This window comes from Paraburkholderia dinghuensis (assembly GCF_003837865.1).
Taxonomy (GTDB): domain Bacteria; phylum Pseudomonadota; class Gammaproteobacteria; order Burkholderiales; family Burkholderiaceae; genus Paraburkholderia; species Paraburkholderia dinghuensis.
In genome coordinates this window covers 220,819-237,293 of sequence record NZ_RQIS01000006.1, presented here as the reverse complement: position 1 = coordinate 237,293, position 16,475 = coordinate 220,819, and the positions used below count along the sequence as shown (strand labels likewise).

The following is a 16,475-nucleotide window of genomic DNA, read 5'->3' as shown; positions in this document are numbered from 1 at the left end:
TCCTGAACGCCTCGCGCATCAAGGGCAGCCACGCCGCGATCAAGACCGGCATGCTGGCCGCCGAGGCGGCGTTCGACGCCGTGCAGGCAGGCCGCCAGCACGACGAACTCACCGCTTACCCTGAAGCGTTCAGGCAGTCGTGGCTGCACGACGAGCTGTACAAGGCGCGCAACTTCAAGCAGTGGATGAGCAAGGGCCTGTACCTGGGCACGCTGATGGTTGGCATCGAGCAGAAGCTCTTCGGCGGCAAGGTGCCCTGGACGCTGCATCACCAGCATCGCGACAACGAGATGTTGAAACCGGCCTCGCAGTGCAAGCCGATCGAGTATCCGAAGCCCGACGGCAAGCTCACCTTCGACCGCCTGTCCTCGGTGTTCATTTCCAATACGAATCACGAGGAAAACCAGCCCGCCCACCTGACGCTGAAGGATGCGAGCGTGCCGGTCGATGTGAACCTGCGCACGTATGCGGGCCCCGAGGCACGGTTCTGCCCGGCGGCGGTGTACGAGTTCGTGAAGAACGACGACGGCAGCGACCGTCTGCAGATCAACGCGCAGAACTGCGTGCACTGCAAGACCTGCGATATCAAGGATCCGACGCAGAACATCGTGTGGGTCACGCCGGAAGGCGGCGGCGGACCGAACTATCCGAACATGTAATTCGCTCGCAGCGCGCGCCTGTTAGCAGCGCGCGCCGGGCAACCAACTGAAGGAGCAAACCATGCAGAAAGAAGTCGTTGTAGTCGGCAGTGTGCGTACCGCCATCGGAAAGTTCGGCGGCAGCCTGAAGGACGTGGCGCCCACCGAACTCGGCTCGATCGTCGTGCGCGAAGTGCTCGCACGCGCGCAGGTCGCGGGTGACGAAGTCGGTCACGTCGTGTTCGGCAACGTCATTTCGACTGAGCCGAAAGATCTCTATCTGGCCCGCGTCGCCGCGCTGAACGGCGGCGTCTCGCAGGCGACGCCGGCGTTCACCGTCAACCGCCTCTGCGGGTCGGGCCTGCAGGCGATCGTGTCTGCGGCGCAGACGATCCTGCTCGGCGACGCTGACGTCGCGATCGGCGGCGGCGCGGAGAACATGAGCCGCGCTCCGTACATCACGCCCGATGCCCGCTTCGGTGCGCGCATGGGCGACGCGCGCCTCATCGACATGATGCTCGGTGCGCTGCACGATCCGTTCGACACGATACACATGGGCGTCACGGCCGAGAACGTCGCCGAGAAGTATGGCATCACGCGCGAACAGCAGGACGCGCTCGCGGTCGAATCACACCGCCGCGCAGCACGCGCGATCGCCGAGGGCCGCTTCAAGGAGCAGATCGTTCCGCTGACGCGCAAGGTGAAGGGCAAGGAAGTCGTCTTCGATACCGATGAGCATGTGCGCGCGGACGTTGAGCTGGCCGAACTCGCGGGACTGCGTCCCGCGTTCCGGAAGGAGAACGGGACGGTGACGGCCGGCAACGCATCGGGGATCAACGATGCGGCCGCGGCAGTCCTGCTGATGGAGCGCAAGACGGCCGAAGCGCGCGGACACAAGCCGCTGGCGCGACTCGTGTCGTACGCGCATGCAGGCGTCGATCCGCGCTACATGGGCATCGGTCCCGTGCCTGCTACGCGCATCGCGCTCGAACGTGCCGGGCTCACGATCGGCGACATCGACGTGATCGAAGCAAACGAGGCATTCGCGGCGCAGGCCTGCGCGGTGAGTCAGGAGCTCGGGCTCGATCCGGCCAAAGTGAATCCGAATGGCTCGGGTATCTCGCTCGGTCATCCGATCGGCGCGACGGGCGCGCTGATCACCGTGAAGGCGCTCGCCGAGTTGCAGCGCACGCGCGGGCGCTATGCGCTCGTGACGATGTGCATCGGCGGCGGACAGGGCATCGCAGCGATCTTCGAAAACCTGCAATGAACGGTGCGCGACACCGCGATTTCAACGAGAAGCGAACATGAAAATTCAAACGGTAGGCATCGTCGGCGCGGGCACGATGGGCAATGGAATTGCACAGACCGCCGCCGTCGCCGGACTGAATGTCGTTCTGATCGATGTGACCGAGGCGGCGCTGCAAAAGGGGATCGCGACGATCGAAGGTAGCCTCGGGCGGCTGCTGGCGAAAGACAAGCTCGATGCCGCAAGGCGCGACGCCGCGCTCGCGCGCATCGAGACCGCGACCGACTATCAGCGTCTTTCGGCCGTCGATCTCGTGATCGAAGCGGCGACCGAAAACGTCGACCTCAAGCACCGGATCCTCAAGCAGATTGAAGCGGTGGCGCGTCCGGACGCGATCATCGCGACGAATACGTCCTCGATCTCGGTCACGGCGCTCGCGGCGACGCTCGGCGATGCTTCGCGGTTCATCGGCATGCATTTTTTCAACCCGGTGCCGCTCATGCCGCTCGTGGAGATCATCCGGGGGCTGCAAACGAGCGATGCCACCGCTCAGGCAATTCGCGAGCTCACGCAACGCTTCGACAAATCGCCGATCGGCGTGAGGAACTCGCCGGGATTCGTGGTGAACCGGATCCTCGTGCCGATGATTAACGAGGCCTTTTTCGTGCTGGCCGAGGGTGTGGCGAGCGCCGAGGAAATCGACGCGGGCATGAAGCTTGGTGCGAACCATCCGATCGGCCCGCTCGCACTCGCGGATCTGGTCGGGCTTGACGTCTGCCTGTCGGTGATGGACGTGTTTCTGAAGGACTTCGGCGACGCGAAGTATCGTCCGTGTCCGCTGTTGCGCGAACTCGTGGCGGCGGGCCGGCTCGGCCGCAAGACGGGGCAGGGTGTCTATTGCTACGAATGAGTGGCGAGCACTGGCGATGAGCGAGCGCGTCTCGCGACTCGCCAGCGCTCTCGCGAAGCGTGACGTTCAGCACTCAAGAAGTGAGTGCAGGAGCGGTTCGCATAGCGTGCACGGTGCCCCGGAAGTCAGAGGCTATCCGCCTGCCCGACGCTTGCGCTTCGGCTGCGCGGGTGGCGTTTCCGGGACACTCAGCAATCCTATGATCTGGCTTCGCAGCCATATGCTTGCCTGATCCTGCTCACTGCTGCGATGCCAGTACAAATGCCACTCCAGCCTCTGTAGCCGGAACGGCAATTCAAAAATGCGCGCGTCATATCGTTGTAGCAGCTGCACCGGAGCGGTCAGCGCGAGGTCGGTGCGCAAGGCGACGAGCGGCGCAACCATATAGTGCTGCACGCGCATACGCATCTGCCGCTGTTTGCCGAGCTTTTTCAGCTCCGCGTCGACGAAGCCGCTTCCCTGGCGGCGACTCGACACCTGAATGTGACCAAACGCCAGGTAGTCTTCCATACTCAGCGTGTTGCCCTTGAACGGGTGGCCGTGCCGCAGCAGGCACGCGTAACGGTCGCTACCGAGCGGCGCCTGGCGCAATTGCGGATCGTCGATAAACGGCACGTCGATGGCAAAGTCGATCTTGCCCGTTTCCAGCGCTGCGGCCACTTCGTTGCGCGGGGTGAAATAGCACTCGATGTTCATGCCTGGCGCCTGTTGCTGAAGCAACTCGCCGAGCGTCGGCAGGAGGATTGCTTCCGTCAAATCGGGCATGCTCAGACGAAACGTGCGCTGCGATGCGGCGGGAACGAATACGTCGCCCGCGGTTGCACTCGCTTCGAGCAGTTGCAGCGCCTCACGCACGCGGCCGACAATGTTTTCGGCGAGCGGCGTGGGCACCATTCCTGACGACGTGCTCACGAAGAGCGGATCGTTCAACGCCCGGCGCATGCGTGCGAGCGCATTGCTCACGGCGGGTTGCGTGATGAAAAGCGCCTCGGCGGCGCGAGTCAGATTGCGCTTTTCATAAATCGACGCAAATACGACGAACAGATTCAGATCCAGCTTCGGCAGACGCATCTCAGAGGCTCCGTTTGCCGACATCTTAAACGAGCCGGAAGGTGACGATGCGTCCGAATGGGTCATGTGTGTCGCCGTCGCGCTTCAGGCTTCAATCGCGCTGCGGAATGTTCAGGTAGACCGCCGTCGATCCGAGCCGCGCCTTGCTGTGGCTGATTTCCATGCGTGCGATGGCCTGAAGATGAACCTCGTCGGGACCATCCGCATAGCGCAATGCGCGAGCCCAGGTCCAATGATCGGCGAGGGGCGTGTCGGGACTCAGGCCCATCGCGCCGAACACCTGCATCGCGCGGTCGCAGACAGTCGAATAAACCTGCGGGACCAGCGCCTTGATCATGGAGATCTCTTTGCGCGCCGCTTTCGCGCCCACTTCGTCGAGAAGCCAGGCCGTCTTCAACACGAGGAGCCGCGCCTGCTCGATTTCGATACGCGACTTGGCAATCCACTCGCCCACCGTTCCGTGCTGATGCAGATATTTCCCGAAGGTCTTGCGCTCCTGCGCGCGTTCGGTCATCAGTTCCAGCGCCAGTTCCGCTGCACCGATCGAGCGCATGCAGTGGTGAATACGTCCGGGCCCGAGCCGCGCCTGCGCGAGCGCGAAACCGCCGCCTTCCTCGCCGAGCAGATTCGACGCCGGAACGCGAACGTTCTTGAACGTGACCTCGCAATGTCCTTCCGGCGAGATGTGATTCATCACGGGAATGTTGCGTACGATCGTCACGCCCGGTGTTTCCGCCGGCACCAGAATCATGCTTTGCTGACGATGGCTTTCGGCGTCCGGGTCCGTCTTGCCCATGACGATGAATAGCTTGCAGTTGGGATGCGCCGCGTTCGTGATGAACCACTTGCGGCCGTTGATCACGTAATCGTCGCCGTCACGGCGAATGGACGTCGTGATGTTGGTGGCGTCGGAGGAGGGCACATCCGGCTCCGTCATGGCGAACGCAGAGCGGATTTCGCCCTCGAGCAGCGGCTTGAGCCACGCCTCGCGCTGTGCCGGCGTCGCGAACATATGCAGCAGTTCCATGTTGCCGGTGTCGGGCGCGTTGCAGTTGAATACTTCCGAGGCCCACGAGATGCGCCCCATGGCCTCCGCGAGCGGCGCGTATTCGAGGTTCGTCAGACGCGTGCCGGGCTCGTCGTCCGCCAGCTGCGGCAGAAAGAGGTTCCACAGCCCTTCGGCTTTGGCGATGGCCTTGAGTTCCTCCATGAACGACACGGGATAGTGGCCCGCATGCACTTCTTCCAGCCACTGGCGCTGACGTGGAACGATATGGTCGTCGATGAAGCCGCGCACGCGACGCAGCAGATCTTCAACTTTGGGGCTGTACGCGAAATTCATGATCGGGTTCCTTGTGTACGGTTTATCAGATCGTCAGTCCGCCATCGACGACGATGCACTCGCCGTTCGTGTAGCTCGCTGCGTCGGACACGAGATAGAGCACGGTGCCCGCCATGTCCTGCGGTTCGCCGTGGCGGCGTAACGGAATTTCGTTGATCCAGCGGTCGTAGATAGCCTTGTTCTCGAACAGCGCGCCGGCGAATTTCGTTTTCGTGAGGCCTGGCAACAGCGCGTTCACGCGGATGCCGAACGGCCCGCATTCCTTCGCGAATGCGCGCGTCATGTTGACTACCGCCGCCTTCGTGATGGAGTAGATGCCCTGCATGTCGCCGGGCTGAAGCGCGTTGACTGACGCAGTGTTGACGATGGCGCCCCGTCCCTGCGCCTTCATCATTTTCCCGGCTTCGATCGACATGAAGAAATAACCGCGGATATTGACGTCCACGGTCTTGTTGTACGCACCGAGGTCCGTATCGAGGATGTGGCCGAAATACGGGTTGGTGGCGGCGTTGTTGACGAGGATGTCGAGGCGCCCGTGTTTTTCCCGGATATAGGCGAACGTGGCGGCGATGTCTTCCATGCGGCCGACGTGGCAGGCGAACGCTTCGGCGCTGCCTCCGCCTGCGCGGATGGCCGCCGCGACAGACTCGCAGTCTTCGAGCTTGCGGCTCGACACAATCACGTGAGCGCCCTGCTCGGCGAGGAGCCGCGCGATTGCCTCGCCGATGCCGCGGCTTGCGCCCGTTACGAGAGCGATGCGGCCCGTGAGGTCAAAGAGATTCGTGCTCAATTTCGTTTCCTTTCTTTCGGGGTAATGGTGTGGCGCGTCAGTCGATCAGCTCAACCGCGAGTTTTGCTAGCGGCTCGACCATCCCGCCCACCTCGTGCGCATTCGCATTCGAGGCGTTGCCTTGCAGGGCCCGCGCCTTGACACCCTGAGCAATCGAAGCCAGACGGAAAAAGCTGAATGCCAGATAAAAATTCCAGTTCTCGATGGCGGGCAAACCGCGCAACGCGCAGTACCGTGCCACCATGTCCTCTTCCTCGGGAATGCCGAGCGCCGAGCGGTCCTGGCCGCGCAGACCTGTGATATTGCCCTTCGCGGGCAGGCGCAGGCACATGCAGAAATACGCGAGATCGGCGAGCGGATTGCCGAGTGTCGAGAGTTCCCAGTCGAGAATCGCGCGTACGCGTGGTGCGTCGTGCGCAAAAATGAGGTTATCGATGCGGAAGTCCCCGTGCACGAGCGAAACGCGCTGTGTGTCGGCTGGACAATGCGCGGGCAGCCAGGCGATCAGCGCTTCCATGGCTGCGATCGGTTCGGTCTCGGCGGCACGGTATTGCCTAGTCCAAAGCCCGATCTGACGCTGGAAGTAATTACCTGCGCGTCCGTAGTCACCGAGGCCCACAGCGTCGACGTCGACGTCGTGCAGTGCTGCGAGCGTCGTGATGATCGATGCGTAATAGTCGCGACGCGTGCCGCTCTCGACCTCCGGCAGAGCAGGGTTCCAGAAGATGCGGCCGTCCTCGTAGCTCATCACATAGAACATGCTGCCAATGACTTCGCGGTCTTCACACAGATGCCACGCGCGAGCGACGGGCACGCCGGTGTCGGCGAGCGCACGCAGCACGCGGTATTCGCGATCGACAGCGTGAGCGGACTTCAGCAACTGCCCCGGCGGTTGGCGCCGCAGGACGTAGCGGCGCTCGGGCGTATCGAGCAGAAACGTCGGGTTGGACTGGCCACCCGCGAATTTCTGCGCCTTCAGGGGGCCGCGAAACTCCGGAATATGCTGCCGGAGATAATCGGCGAGCCTGTCGAGGTCAAGAGGGGTTGAGGTGGATTCGCGAGTCATGGCTCTTGGTCTGTCTCTGTTGGCGCTCAACCGTAGGTGTGGAACGCGTGGCGTTGCGGATCGTCGAGATGCGAGACGGTGTTGAAGCTCGACAGATGAAACGCTTCGCGATTGAAAAAGCACTGGGTGACGCTGCTGTTGCGGATCTGCAGATTCAGCGCGATGGCCGTGGCCGGCGGCGCGTGCAACACCTGTTGCGTCAGCGCGCCAATCACGCCTCCCGAGGTCACGACCAGGACGCGCTGTGCGTCACTTTGCTGGATGATCGCACGCACCTTGGCGATGCGTAGCTGGAATGCACTCCACGTTTCGGGCACGCGCGTGTCGAGGACGCCCTCGGCCCACAGATGCAGTACCTGTCGAAGCGCTTTGAAGAAATCGCGTGGGTTGCCTTTGCTCGTTTCGACGAGATCACGATGTTCGTCGCCCAGTGCACGAAAGAGCGCGTGGAAATCGTATTCGTCCAGTTCGGGGTGGACTTCGTGGTCGACAGGGACGCCGGGCAGCGCACGACGAATCGCATCCAGCGATTGCGCGTGACGCCGCAGCGTGCCGGTCAGGACTCGGTCGAAGCGCTGGCCGTTGCGAGCGAAATGCTGCCCGAGCCAGAGGCATTGCTGCTCGCCTTTGTCGGAAAGGCAATCGTAGTCACCCGCGCCAAGCGACGCTTGTCCGTGTCGCACCAGGTAGAGTTCCGCCATCGCAAGCTTTATCAGGGAAGGGAGAAGGAGTCAGCTTAGCGGCAGGGTTGGTATTGATGAAATTTATTTTATTTATATACGATCATTCGCCATTGTGATGACCGAGGCGGGGCGACTGGCAGTGACGGACCGGGTTCGGAGCATCGGAAACGCTGCATGGACGAGGTGGTTTTGCACTTCCTTGCCCCTTGGGACATTCTCGGCGGAGATGCGGATGGCCCGGATCTTGTCCTTCGCTCTCGATCATGCCCCACAGGTGCACGATGCCGTAGGTGACGATCACGTTGTTGCGCCGCAGCGCTCACGCCCCGCTTCTACGACCGTCAATAGCAGCGCACCGAAGACTCGCCAACGTTACATGCCCCCTCCTGATCAAAGCAATGCGTATTCATTCGTGAAAAGTCGCGCTCTCACGTTTTACTATCCCGCAGGGCGAGAGAATCACCTCGAACTAGATAAACGTAACGACACAACAATTCGAAGAAGCTCTCTGATGACATTTACTATTCGTGCAGATTTGGATGCGGGTATCTGCGAATTGTCATCATAGAAAATATTCGGGGGGAAAATGAAACTGACTTTTCGCGCAAAGCTCTTTGCTCCTCTCTTTGTTTGCTGGCTCAGTTTGTGGGCGGTGACAGGAACCGGCCTCTACCACAACAAAGTGCGGCTATTGGAGGAGAGACAGCTTGCGATGAAATCCGCTACCGAAGTCGGCCTCTCTATCGCCAAAGACTACGCGGCGATGGTTGCTGCCGACAAACTTCCCCTGGCTGAAGCGCAACAGCAAGCGCTGGCACGTATCAGAGCGCTGCGCTTTGGGAAGGACGGGTACCTTTTTGTGATCTCCTCCGAGCCTAAAGTCCTGCTGCACCCGATAAAGCCTTCGATGGAGGGGCAAAACGTCGCGGATTATAAGGACCCTAAGGGAAACCGCCCTTTCATGGACATGGCGAACATCGCCAGAAGCAAGGGCGAAGGATGGGTGGAATACGTCTGGCCGAAGCCCGGCAACGCGGACCAATCCAAGGTGTTTCCCAAGGGTACGTATGTCTTGACATACAAGCCATGGGACTGGACGTTCGGAACAGGTGTCTATCTGGATGACCTGACCGACGCGACAATCAAGGACTTCTGGCTCGCTTTTCTGGTGCTCAGCGTGGTCGGGATTTTCCTCAACGGTGCAAGCCTGCTCGTCATTCGAAGCTTGAACAGGGCTGTCGGTGGAGAACTGGAAGCGGCTGCCAGCGCCGCGCGAAGAATTGCCGCTGGCGACCTGTCCGAAACAGTCAAGGTCAAGCCCGGCGATGACTCCAGCCTGCTGCACACAATGAAAACCATGCAGGATAGCCTGCTGGGTATCGTAACCAAAGTGCGCTCGGGAGCCGACGCCATCGCGGGTGCCGCAGGCGAAATCAATGCCGGCAATCTTGACCTGTCGTCCCGGACCGAGCAGCAAGCAGCGTCATTGGAAGAGACTGCCGCGACAATGGAGGAACTGACGGCTACCGTGAAAGAGAATGCGGAAAATGCGCGTCAGGCTAGCGAGATGGCTGTTGCCGCTTCTGATGTCGCCGGTAAGGGCGGGGAAGCCGTGGCGGAAGTGGTTGGCACAATGTCAGCCATTAACGTGTCGTCGAGGAAGATCGTCGACATCATCGGCGTCATCGACGGCATCGCCTTTCAAACCAACATTCTTGCACTCAATGCGGCGGTGGAAGCAGCACGCGCCGGTGAGCACGGCCGGGGATTTGCGGTTGTTGCTGGTGAAGTACGCATTCTGGCGCAACGTTCCGCAGTTGCAGCCAAAGAGATCAAGGCCTTGATCGACGATTCGGTCAACAAGGTGGGTGCCGGGACTTCTCTCGTAGAGCGGGCAGGTGCGACGATGAAAGAAGTGGTGGAGAGTATCCGCCGCGTGTCGAACCTCATTGGGGCAATCGCCGCGGCCGGCCACGAGCAAACGCATGGCATCGAACAGGTCAATCAGGCCGTCGTCCAGATAGACCAGACGACACAACAGAACGCAGCACTGGTCGAACAGGCTGTTGCCGCGGCGGATGCTTTAGACAAGAAGGCTGCTGAATTGACGCAGGCGGTCAATGTATTCAAGTTGGAGTGCTGACGCCGCGAACCTGTTCAGTTGCGCGGCTTTGGCTTTGCGGCGGGGCGTCTACTTGTCGTTGTTGGTAGACGCGCCGCTATGCCAACCCACTCCGCCGATTGTCAACTTCGCTCGGGATAATCCCGGCTTCATCGAGTTCCGGCACCCTCCATTGCCCCCTCGTACGCTTGCGCATCGCCCCCGGCGTGACACCGAACCATCGCCTGCAACTGCGTGTCAGCACCGATACCTCCGCATAGCCGAGGATATGGGCGATCTGCGTGAGACTCGGTCCCACGCGCAGTTCGATCAGCGCCATGAACTGCTCCTTGCGCACGTCATCCACCAATCGCTCAAACGTGACGCCCTCCACCTCCAGCCGCCGCTGAAGCGTGCGCGGATGAACCGATAGCGCTCGCGCGATGTCGGCGTGCCTCGCCTCGCCCGCGCCGAGGAAATTGCGTGCGAGCGAGCGCACACGATCGGAAAAGAGCGTCTGCGGTCTGCCGCCGAGTTGCTCGAGATAGCTCACGGCCAGCGCTTTCACCTGCGGATCGTTTTCCGAAACGACAACGTTGAGATCGTCGGCGGCGATGCGCACCGCGGCCGACGACGCCATGAACTGTACCGGGCAGCCATACGCCTCCTGATAGGCCGCTTCGGATGCCACGGGCGCATGGGGCAGGGTAACGAGGCGCGGCTGCACGCGCGCACCGGTGAGGGCGTTCAGGCCTTGGCAGATGATGCCGATGGACAGGCTGGTGACTTGTGGCCGCGCGATCAGGTTGGCGTGGGTGATGTCGCAGACCACGTCGAGCAGGTCGGGACGGCCGGGAACGGTGCGCGTTCCAAGTTGCAGGGCCGGACTGTGGACGAAGAGATAACGGGAGGCCAGCGCGAGTGCATTGCCCAGGGTGTCGGCGTGGCGCACGAGCACGGCGATGGGTCCGAGAATGCCGATGCCGCGCGCCTGTGCGAGACGCAAGCCGAGATCGGGGCAGCGTCCGAGGGAAGCGGAATATTCGAGCAGGTTGATGAAGGCCTGATAGGAGATCAGCAGGTCCGGATCGCGCAGCGCCTGAAGCGGAATGCCGAACCGCGAGAGGAGGGCGGGGACGTCCAGCCCGAGATCGCTTGCCAGGGTTTCGTAGGTCGAGAGCGTTGCGGAGCGGACAAGAATGGTCATTCGGCTGGGCGTGTCACGGGTGGTGTCGCCAAATGTGAATTTTTTGTCGTGAAGTGTCAATACGCATCCGGGCAATTCTTTCATGATGGAGATCTCAGCGAATCGCCTGCGCGTGGAAAACCAGCGCTGCCCGCCGTGCGGAGACCACGGCATCGAAGGCATAAGATGCGATCGCGGCACGGCGGGTTCCGGACCCACTCCTGGGTGTCGGAGCAAACGAGAAAAACGCAAACCAGCCACAGAAATCGACGCGGAGACCGACCCGATGGCCAATGGCGCTCAAGCAATGCTGCGCACACTGCTCGATGCAGGTGTGGAAGTCTGTTTTACCAATCCCGGAACGTCGGAAATGCATTTCGTCGCTGCCCTCGATACGGCGCCGGACATGCGCGCGATCCTGACGCTGTTCGAGGGCGTGGCGACGGGCGCCGCAGACGGTTACGCACGCATGGCCGACAAACCGGCCTCGACGCTGCTGCACCTCGGTTGCGGTCTGGGTAATGGTCTCGCGAATCTGCATAACGCCCGCAAGGGCAATGTGCCGGTGGTCAATATCGTTGGCGATCATGCGATTGCTCACGCGCAGTACGACGCGCCGCTGCAGTCGGACATCGAGACGGCCGCCCGCAATGTATCGCGCTGGGTGCGCACGTCGCGCAGCACGGCGGAGTTGTGCCGGGACGTCGCGGAAGCCGTCGCCGCGGCGAAGGGGCCGCCAGGACAGGTTGCGACGCTGATCCTGCCGGCCGATGTGTCCTGGGGAGAGGGCGGTGTGCCGGTGTCCGCGCCGGAGATCGCGAAACCGCCGCGTGCCGCCGACGATGTCATCGAAAAAATCGCTCGCGTGCTCGAGGCGGGTGGCCGGAACGCGTTGCTTCTGGGCGGGCGCGCCTTGCGCGAACCAACGCTGTTGGCCGCCGCGCGCATCGCCGCGCAAACCGGCGCGCGGCTCTACGCCGAAGTGTTCCCGACGCGGCTCGAACGCGGCGCGGGATTGCCCCACGTCGAGCGCATCGCCTATCTGGCTGAAATGGCCTCGGTACAGCTGGCGGGCCTCGACAACCTGATCCTCGTGGACGCGCGCGCACCGGTGTCCTTCTTCGCCTATCCCGGCAAAAAGAGCTATCTGGTGCCCGAAGGCTGCACCGTGCATGAACTCGCGTCGCCCGATCAGGATGTTTCCGGTTCGCTGGAAAGCCTGTGCGTGCAACTTGGCGCCGATCAGGTTGCACCGACGCTGCAGGCGCCCCTGCGCCCCGGCCGTCCACGCGGCAAGCTGACCGCCGAGAAAGTGTGCAAGGCCGTTGGCCATCTGCTGCCGCAGAACGCCATCATCGTCGATGAAGCGCAGACTTCCGGCACCATGCTGCCCATGTTCACCGCGGGTGCGCCCCGTCACGACGTGCTGGCGCTCACCGGCGGCGCCATCGGCCAGGCCCTGCCCGTAGCGGTGGGCGCCGCGATAGCCTGCCCGGATCGCCAGGTGCTGGCCTTGGTGGGCGACGGTTCCGCCATGTACACCTTCCAGGCACTGTGGACCATGGCGCGGGAACGGTTGAACGTCGTCTCGATCATCTTCAATAACAAATCATATGGAATCCTGAATGTGGAGCTGGAGCGTGTCGGTGCCGGGAAAGCCGGCCCGAAAGCCAAAGCCCAGCTCGATCTGAACAGTCCCGGACTGGATTTCGTGCAGCTTGCCGAGGGCATGGGCGTTCCCGCCGTACGCGTCACTACAGCCGAGGATTTCACCGCGGCGCTCGAACGGGCGCTCGCCAGCCCCGGCACCCATCTCATCGAAGCTGTGGTGCCCAGTGTTTTCTCTGGCCTCAAGCTGCGAGTGCTGCCCTGGCTGCTGCGCTCTCTCGGCACACTGCCTGACCCCGTGGCGCGGGCACTTAAGCGGAAGCTGGCGCCATGACCCGGATTCTGCGATCGGATGTGCTGGTGGTGGGCGGCGGTCTCGCCGGACTTGTGACTGCGCTCGAATGCCTTCAGGCGGGCAAGACCGTGACGCTCGTGGATCGCGGCAGTCGCGAGCGCCTCGGCGGCCTCGCGTTGTGGGCCTTCGGCGGCATGGCGCTCGTGGGAACGCCGTTGCAGGCGCGAATGAAAATACCGGATACGCCCGAACGGGCGCTCGCCGACTGGATTCGCTTCGGCGAACTGGGCGACACGGACACGCTGCGCCTCGCATGGGCGCGCCATTACGTGGAGCATTCCCGGGCGGACGTTTACGACTGGCTCATCGGTCACGGTCTGAAGTTCCTGCCCGCCGTGAACTGGGTCGAGCGTGGCCGCTTTGGCGATGGCAATAGCGTGCCCCGCTATCACGTGCTATGGGGCACATCGCGTCTGCTGACCCTGCGCATGATCGAGGCTGTAGAGCGCGCGGGCGGCGCGGGTCGGCTTGAGCTGCTGAGCCACATGCGTATCACCGGCCTCGATCGCTCAGGCGGCGCGGTCTCCGGTGCGAGCGGCGTGGATGAAAGAACGGGCGAAGAATTGCGCTTCGCCGCGCCGGTCGTCGTGCTGGCCATGGGGGGCATCAACGGCGGCCATGAGGAAACCCGGGCGAACTGGCCAGCCGGCCGACCGTTGCCGGCTACGATGCTCAACGGCGCTCATCCCTCGTCCGACGGCAAGCTTCATCGGCTGGTGGAGGGCTTCGGCGGGCGCATCACCGCCGCGGGCGAGATGTGGAACTACGCCGCAGGCATCCCGCATCCGCAGCCTCACTTCGAGGGTCACGGGTTGTCCATGATTCCGTGCAAGTCGGCGCTGTGGCTCGACCACCAGGGCCGGCGCATCGGTCCCGATCCGCTGGTGACGGGGTTCGACACGCACGATCTTTGTCAGCGCGTGGCGGGCGAGTCGAAGCCCTGGACCTGGCACCTGCTGAACTGGCGCATTGCCGCCAAAGAGTTGGCGATTTCGGGCGCGGAGCACAACGTGCGACTGCGGGATCGCCAGTTCCTTCTTTTCATGAAGGAGACGCTGCTCGGCAACCATCGGCTCGTGCACCAGCTCGCGCGCGAGAGCGGGCACTTCCTGGTGGACGATACGCTCGCCGGTCTTGCCGCACGGATGAATGCGCTGACCGGCGCCGAGCATGTGCGGCCCGAGGTATTGCAGGCGACCGCCGACGCCTTCGATGCCAATTTCGCCAACGGCAGCAAGCTGCAGAACGATGCGCAGATCCGTCGCATCCTCCATGCGCGCCAGTGGCGGCCGGATAGCCTGCGTACCTGCAAGCCTGCGCCGTTGCAGAAGCGTGGCGCCGGTCCCTACATTGCCATCCAGACGCAGCTCATCACCCGCAAGAGCCTGGGCGGACTCGTGACCGACTTGCGAAGCCGCGTTCTTGACGGCGCGGGCGATGCCATTTCCGGCCTCTACTGCGTTGGCGAGGCGGCGGGGTTCGGCGGTGGCGGGGCGTGCGGCAAGCGCTCCCTCGAAGGGACTTTCCTTCCGGGGTGCGTGTTGACGGCCAGAGCTGCTGCACGGGACATCACCGGAAAAATCTGAACGGGCAGGGCCGTCCAGGTCCTCCGCAGCGGCTGCAAGCGACGATGGCGCTATGAGACGTGGCCGATCCAGCGCGCGACGTGTCACCGGTATTCGGCGGTCGAAGGGAATTGATTCACAGCAGATCTGGGGATTAATGCAACTAACCGCCAACCAACTCCACACACAGCCGACGCCTGCCGGCGGCAGGAGCCGAGCGGCAGCGAGAATAGGGTGATAAATGATAGGGCCGCTTTGCGATCCCCAACTGGCGCAAACCGCGGGGCAGCTTCAATCCTCCATCGTCGCTTCGATCCGCCCTTCCTTGATGGCACGGATAAAGGCCCGGTAGTCGAGTCGATTCTGGGTAGGGTACTCGGTCGCGAACTCGGTGATCGCATCATCGAAAGTGTGCCCTGAGCCCATGTATCCCGTGATCGTCGCGGCGTCGCCTGAGCGGGCGTGCGCCCGCGCGAGAGCGTGGGCGCACATGCGCCCGTACTGCCGCAGCAGGTCCTCATCCAGATCCTCAATGACGACGGACATCTTCATGTCACGAAGTTGACGGATATAGAAATCGCGGCCGTTGGCGCCGCGTGTCCATCCGAGAAACACATCGCTTGCGGCCTGCATGATGCGTTGGCCCGCGATCACGCGCTGGCCCTGGTTGAGATGCAGGCTCTTGCCAGCATAGGGTTCGAGTACCGAGGCCCGCGCCTCTTTCACCTGCAGGAACAGTGGATCGTTGTCCCCCGCCATGAACAGGCCCACGCTGCACATCGTACCCACGCTCCCCACGCCGACCACCTTGACTGCCAGGTCGACGAACTGGAACCGGTCGAACAGAACGCGGACATGTTCGGCGAGGCTTTCGCGATAGGCAGCGATGGCCTCCGCATAGCCCGACGTGAAACCCGGGGCCATTTCATCCGTCGGATGGAAAATCAGCGGCGGATCGTCCTTGATCCTCGGCAGTGTGCCCTGTTCACAGACGAGCTTCGGATAAAGATGGTCGGGCACGGTCTTGCGCCGCACCACTTCAATCCGCTCCGCGATCCGCTTGCGTGCCGCGTCGACGACAGAGGGATCGCCCGACCGATCTTCATACCTTTGCAGGTCGATGCGGTCGTACCAGACGTCGAGCGCCCTCATCGACGCGTAGTCGTACATCCGGTTCCGGTATTCGCGGACGAGACCCGAAATGATGTGGATCGTGTCGCTGGAGGAAAATTCCAGATGCTGCGCCGCGATCACCACGCTCGCCGCCAGCCGCTTGAGGTCCCATTCGAACGGCGCGGGCAGCGTCTCATCCAGATCGTTGACGTCGAAGATCACGTTGCGCTCCGGCGTCGCGAACCCGCCGAAGTTCATCAAGTGCGCGTCACCGCATGCCTGCACCCGGATTCCGCTCGTGGGTGTGGTGGCAAGGTCGGCGGCCATCACTGCGGCCGCACCGCGGTAGAACGCGAACGGCGACGCAGACATGCGTCCGAAGCGGATTGGAATCAGGTTTGGGATGCGGCCTTCGTTGGATTCGATCAGGAGTTCGACCGGGTCGCGGCGCCCCGTCGCCGGCGTCCAGCCGGCCTGCGACGACCGTGGCACCGCCTTGCGCAACGCTCGCCCTTGAGACGCGCGTTCATCGGACGATAGATACGCAGTCTCCGGCTCATAGGCCGCACCTGCGTTTTTTGAATTAACGGCTTTGTCCATGGCTGTTTCCTGGAACATGCCCCACCGGCTCGGATCGCGCATGGGATCGGGCGATTTCTGTGTTCGCTGCGGGATGCCTTGATAGTCGAAGTATAGATTGAAGACCAGGCAGGCGATATCGTTCCTGGCATAAGCGGTACGACCACACTTCGCTCTTTATGGCATGACACCGACCGGCTGGTGTGCCGTGTCCGCTCA

The 16,475-nt window shown here is 62.6% G+C and carries 13 protein-coding genes; 6 read left to right on the top strand and 7 right to left on the bottom strand.

The features are described from left to right. The 3 genes from D1Y85_RS10490 to D1Y85_RS10480 all read left to right on the top strand — a co-directional run. On the top strand, positions 1–659 hold a 659-nt coding region (locus D1Y85_RS10490), incomplete at its 5' end, for an electron transfer flavoprotein-ubiquinone oxidoreductase (protein WP_185218949.1). A 61-nt stretch (positions 660–720) separates the two neighbouring features. Next, positions 721–1,908 (top strand): beta-ketothiolase BktB, encoded by a 1,188-nt coding sequence (gene bktB / locus D1Y85_RS10485; RefSeq protein ID WP_124150977.1) that lies wholly within the window; start codon positions 721–723, stop codon positions 1,906–1,908. A 37-nt stretch (positions 1,909–1,945) separates the two neighbouring features. After that, on the top strand, positions 1,946–2,797 hold the full coding sequence (locus tag D1Y85_RS10480) for a 3-hydroxybutyryl-CoA dehydrogenase (protein ID WP_124150976.1): 852 nt from the start codon (positions 1,946–1,948) through the stop codon (positions 2,795–2,797). A 132-nt stretch (positions 2,798–2,929) separates the two neighbouring features. Here D1Y85_RS10480 and D1Y85_RS10475 read toward each other — a convergent pair whose 3' ends face one another. The 5 genes from D1Y85_RS10475 to D1Y85_RS10455 all read right to left on the bottom strand — a co-directional run bounded on the left by D1Y85_RS10475 (position 2,930) and on the right by D1Y85_RS10455 (position 7,767). Next, entirely contained in the window at positions 2,930–3,868 is a 939-nt protein-coding gene (locus tag D1Y85_RS10475; RefSeq protein ID WP_124150975.1) for a LysR family transcriptional regulator, read from the bottom strand. Between the two features lie 91 nt (positions 3,869–3,959). Beyond that, positions 3,960–5,210, bottom strand: coding sequence for an acyl-CoA dehydrogenase family protein (locus D1Y85_RS10470; RefSeq protein WP_124150974.1), 1,251 nt, complete (start codon positions 5,208–5,210; stop codon positions 3,960–3,962). Between the two features lie 25 nt (positions 5,211–5,235). Further along, positions 5,236–6,000 carry an SDR family oxidoreductase gene (locus D1Y85_RS10465; RefSeq protein WP_124150973.1) on the bottom strand — a complete coding sequence of 255 codons (765 nt, stop codon included), beginning with the start codon at positions 5,998–6,000 and terminating at the stop codon, positions 5,236–5,238. Positions 6,001–6,037: 37 nt separating this feature from the next. Then, complete coding sequence (locus D1Y85_RS10460; RefSeq protein WP_124150972.1) at positions 6,038–7,066, bottom strand: phosphotransferase; 1,029 nt, start codon at positions 7,064–7,066, stop codon at positions 6,038–6,040. Positions 7,067–7,092: 26 nt separating this feature from the next. Continuing rightward, positions 7,093–7,767 carry a histidine phosphatase family protein gene (locus tag D1Y85_RS10455; protein WP_124150971.1) on the bottom strand — a complete coding sequence of 225 codons (675 nt, stop codon included), beginning with the start codon at positions 7,765–7,767 and terminating at the stop codon, positions 7,093–7,095. A gap of 568 nt (positions 7,768–8,335) precedes the next feature. Between D1Y85_RS10455 and D1Y85_RS10450 the strand changes: the two genes are divergently transcribed. Beyond that, on the top strand, positions 8,336–9,892 hold the full coding sequence (locus D1Y85_RS10450) for a methyl-accepting chemotaxis protein (protein WP_124150970.1): 1,557 nt from the start codon (positions 8,336–8,338) through the stop codon (positions 9,890–9,892). A 76-nt stretch (positions 9,893–9,968) separates the two neighbouring features. Here the strand turns inward: D1Y85_RS10450 and D1Y85_RS10445 are convergent, their stop codons facing one another. Beyond that, positions 9,969–11,141, bottom strand: a complete 1,173-nt coding sequence (locus D1Y85_RS10445) for an AraC family transcriptional regulator (RefSeq protein ID WP_185218948.1) — start codon at positions 11,139–11,141, stop codon at positions 9,969–9,971. A 181-nt stretch (positions 11,142–11,322) separates the two neighbouring features. On the opposite strand from D1Y85_RS10445, the gene D1Y85_RS10440 reads away from it, so the two are divergent. Together D1Y85_RS10440 and D1Y85_RS10435 are read left to right on the top strand one after the other, a co-directional pair. Beyond that, positions 11,323–12,978: an acetolactate synthase large subunit gene (locus D1Y85_RS10440; RefSeq protein WP_124150968.1), complete on the top strand. Its 1,656-nt coding sequence runs from the start codon at positions 11,323–11,325 to the stop codon at positions 12,976–12,978. Continuing rightward, entirely contained in the window at positions 12,975–14,585 is a 1,611-nt protein-coding gene (locus D1Y85_RS10435; RefSeq protein ID WP_124150967.1) for an FAD-dependent oxidoreductase, read from the top strand. Before D1Y85_RS10440 ends, D1Y85_RS10435 begins: the two co-directional genes overlap by 4 nt. A 270-nt stretch (positions 14,586–14,855) precedes the next feature. Here D1Y85_RS10435 and D1Y85_RS10430 read toward each other — a convergent pair whose 3' ends face one another. Beyond that, positions 14,856–16,277: a DUF2252 domain-containing protein gene (locus tag D1Y85_RS10430; protein ID WP_124151057.1), complete on the bottom strand. Its 1,422-nt coding sequence runs from the start codon at positions 16,275–16,277 to the stop codon at positions 14,856–14,858. Positions 16,278–16,475: the final 198 nt, after the last annotated feature.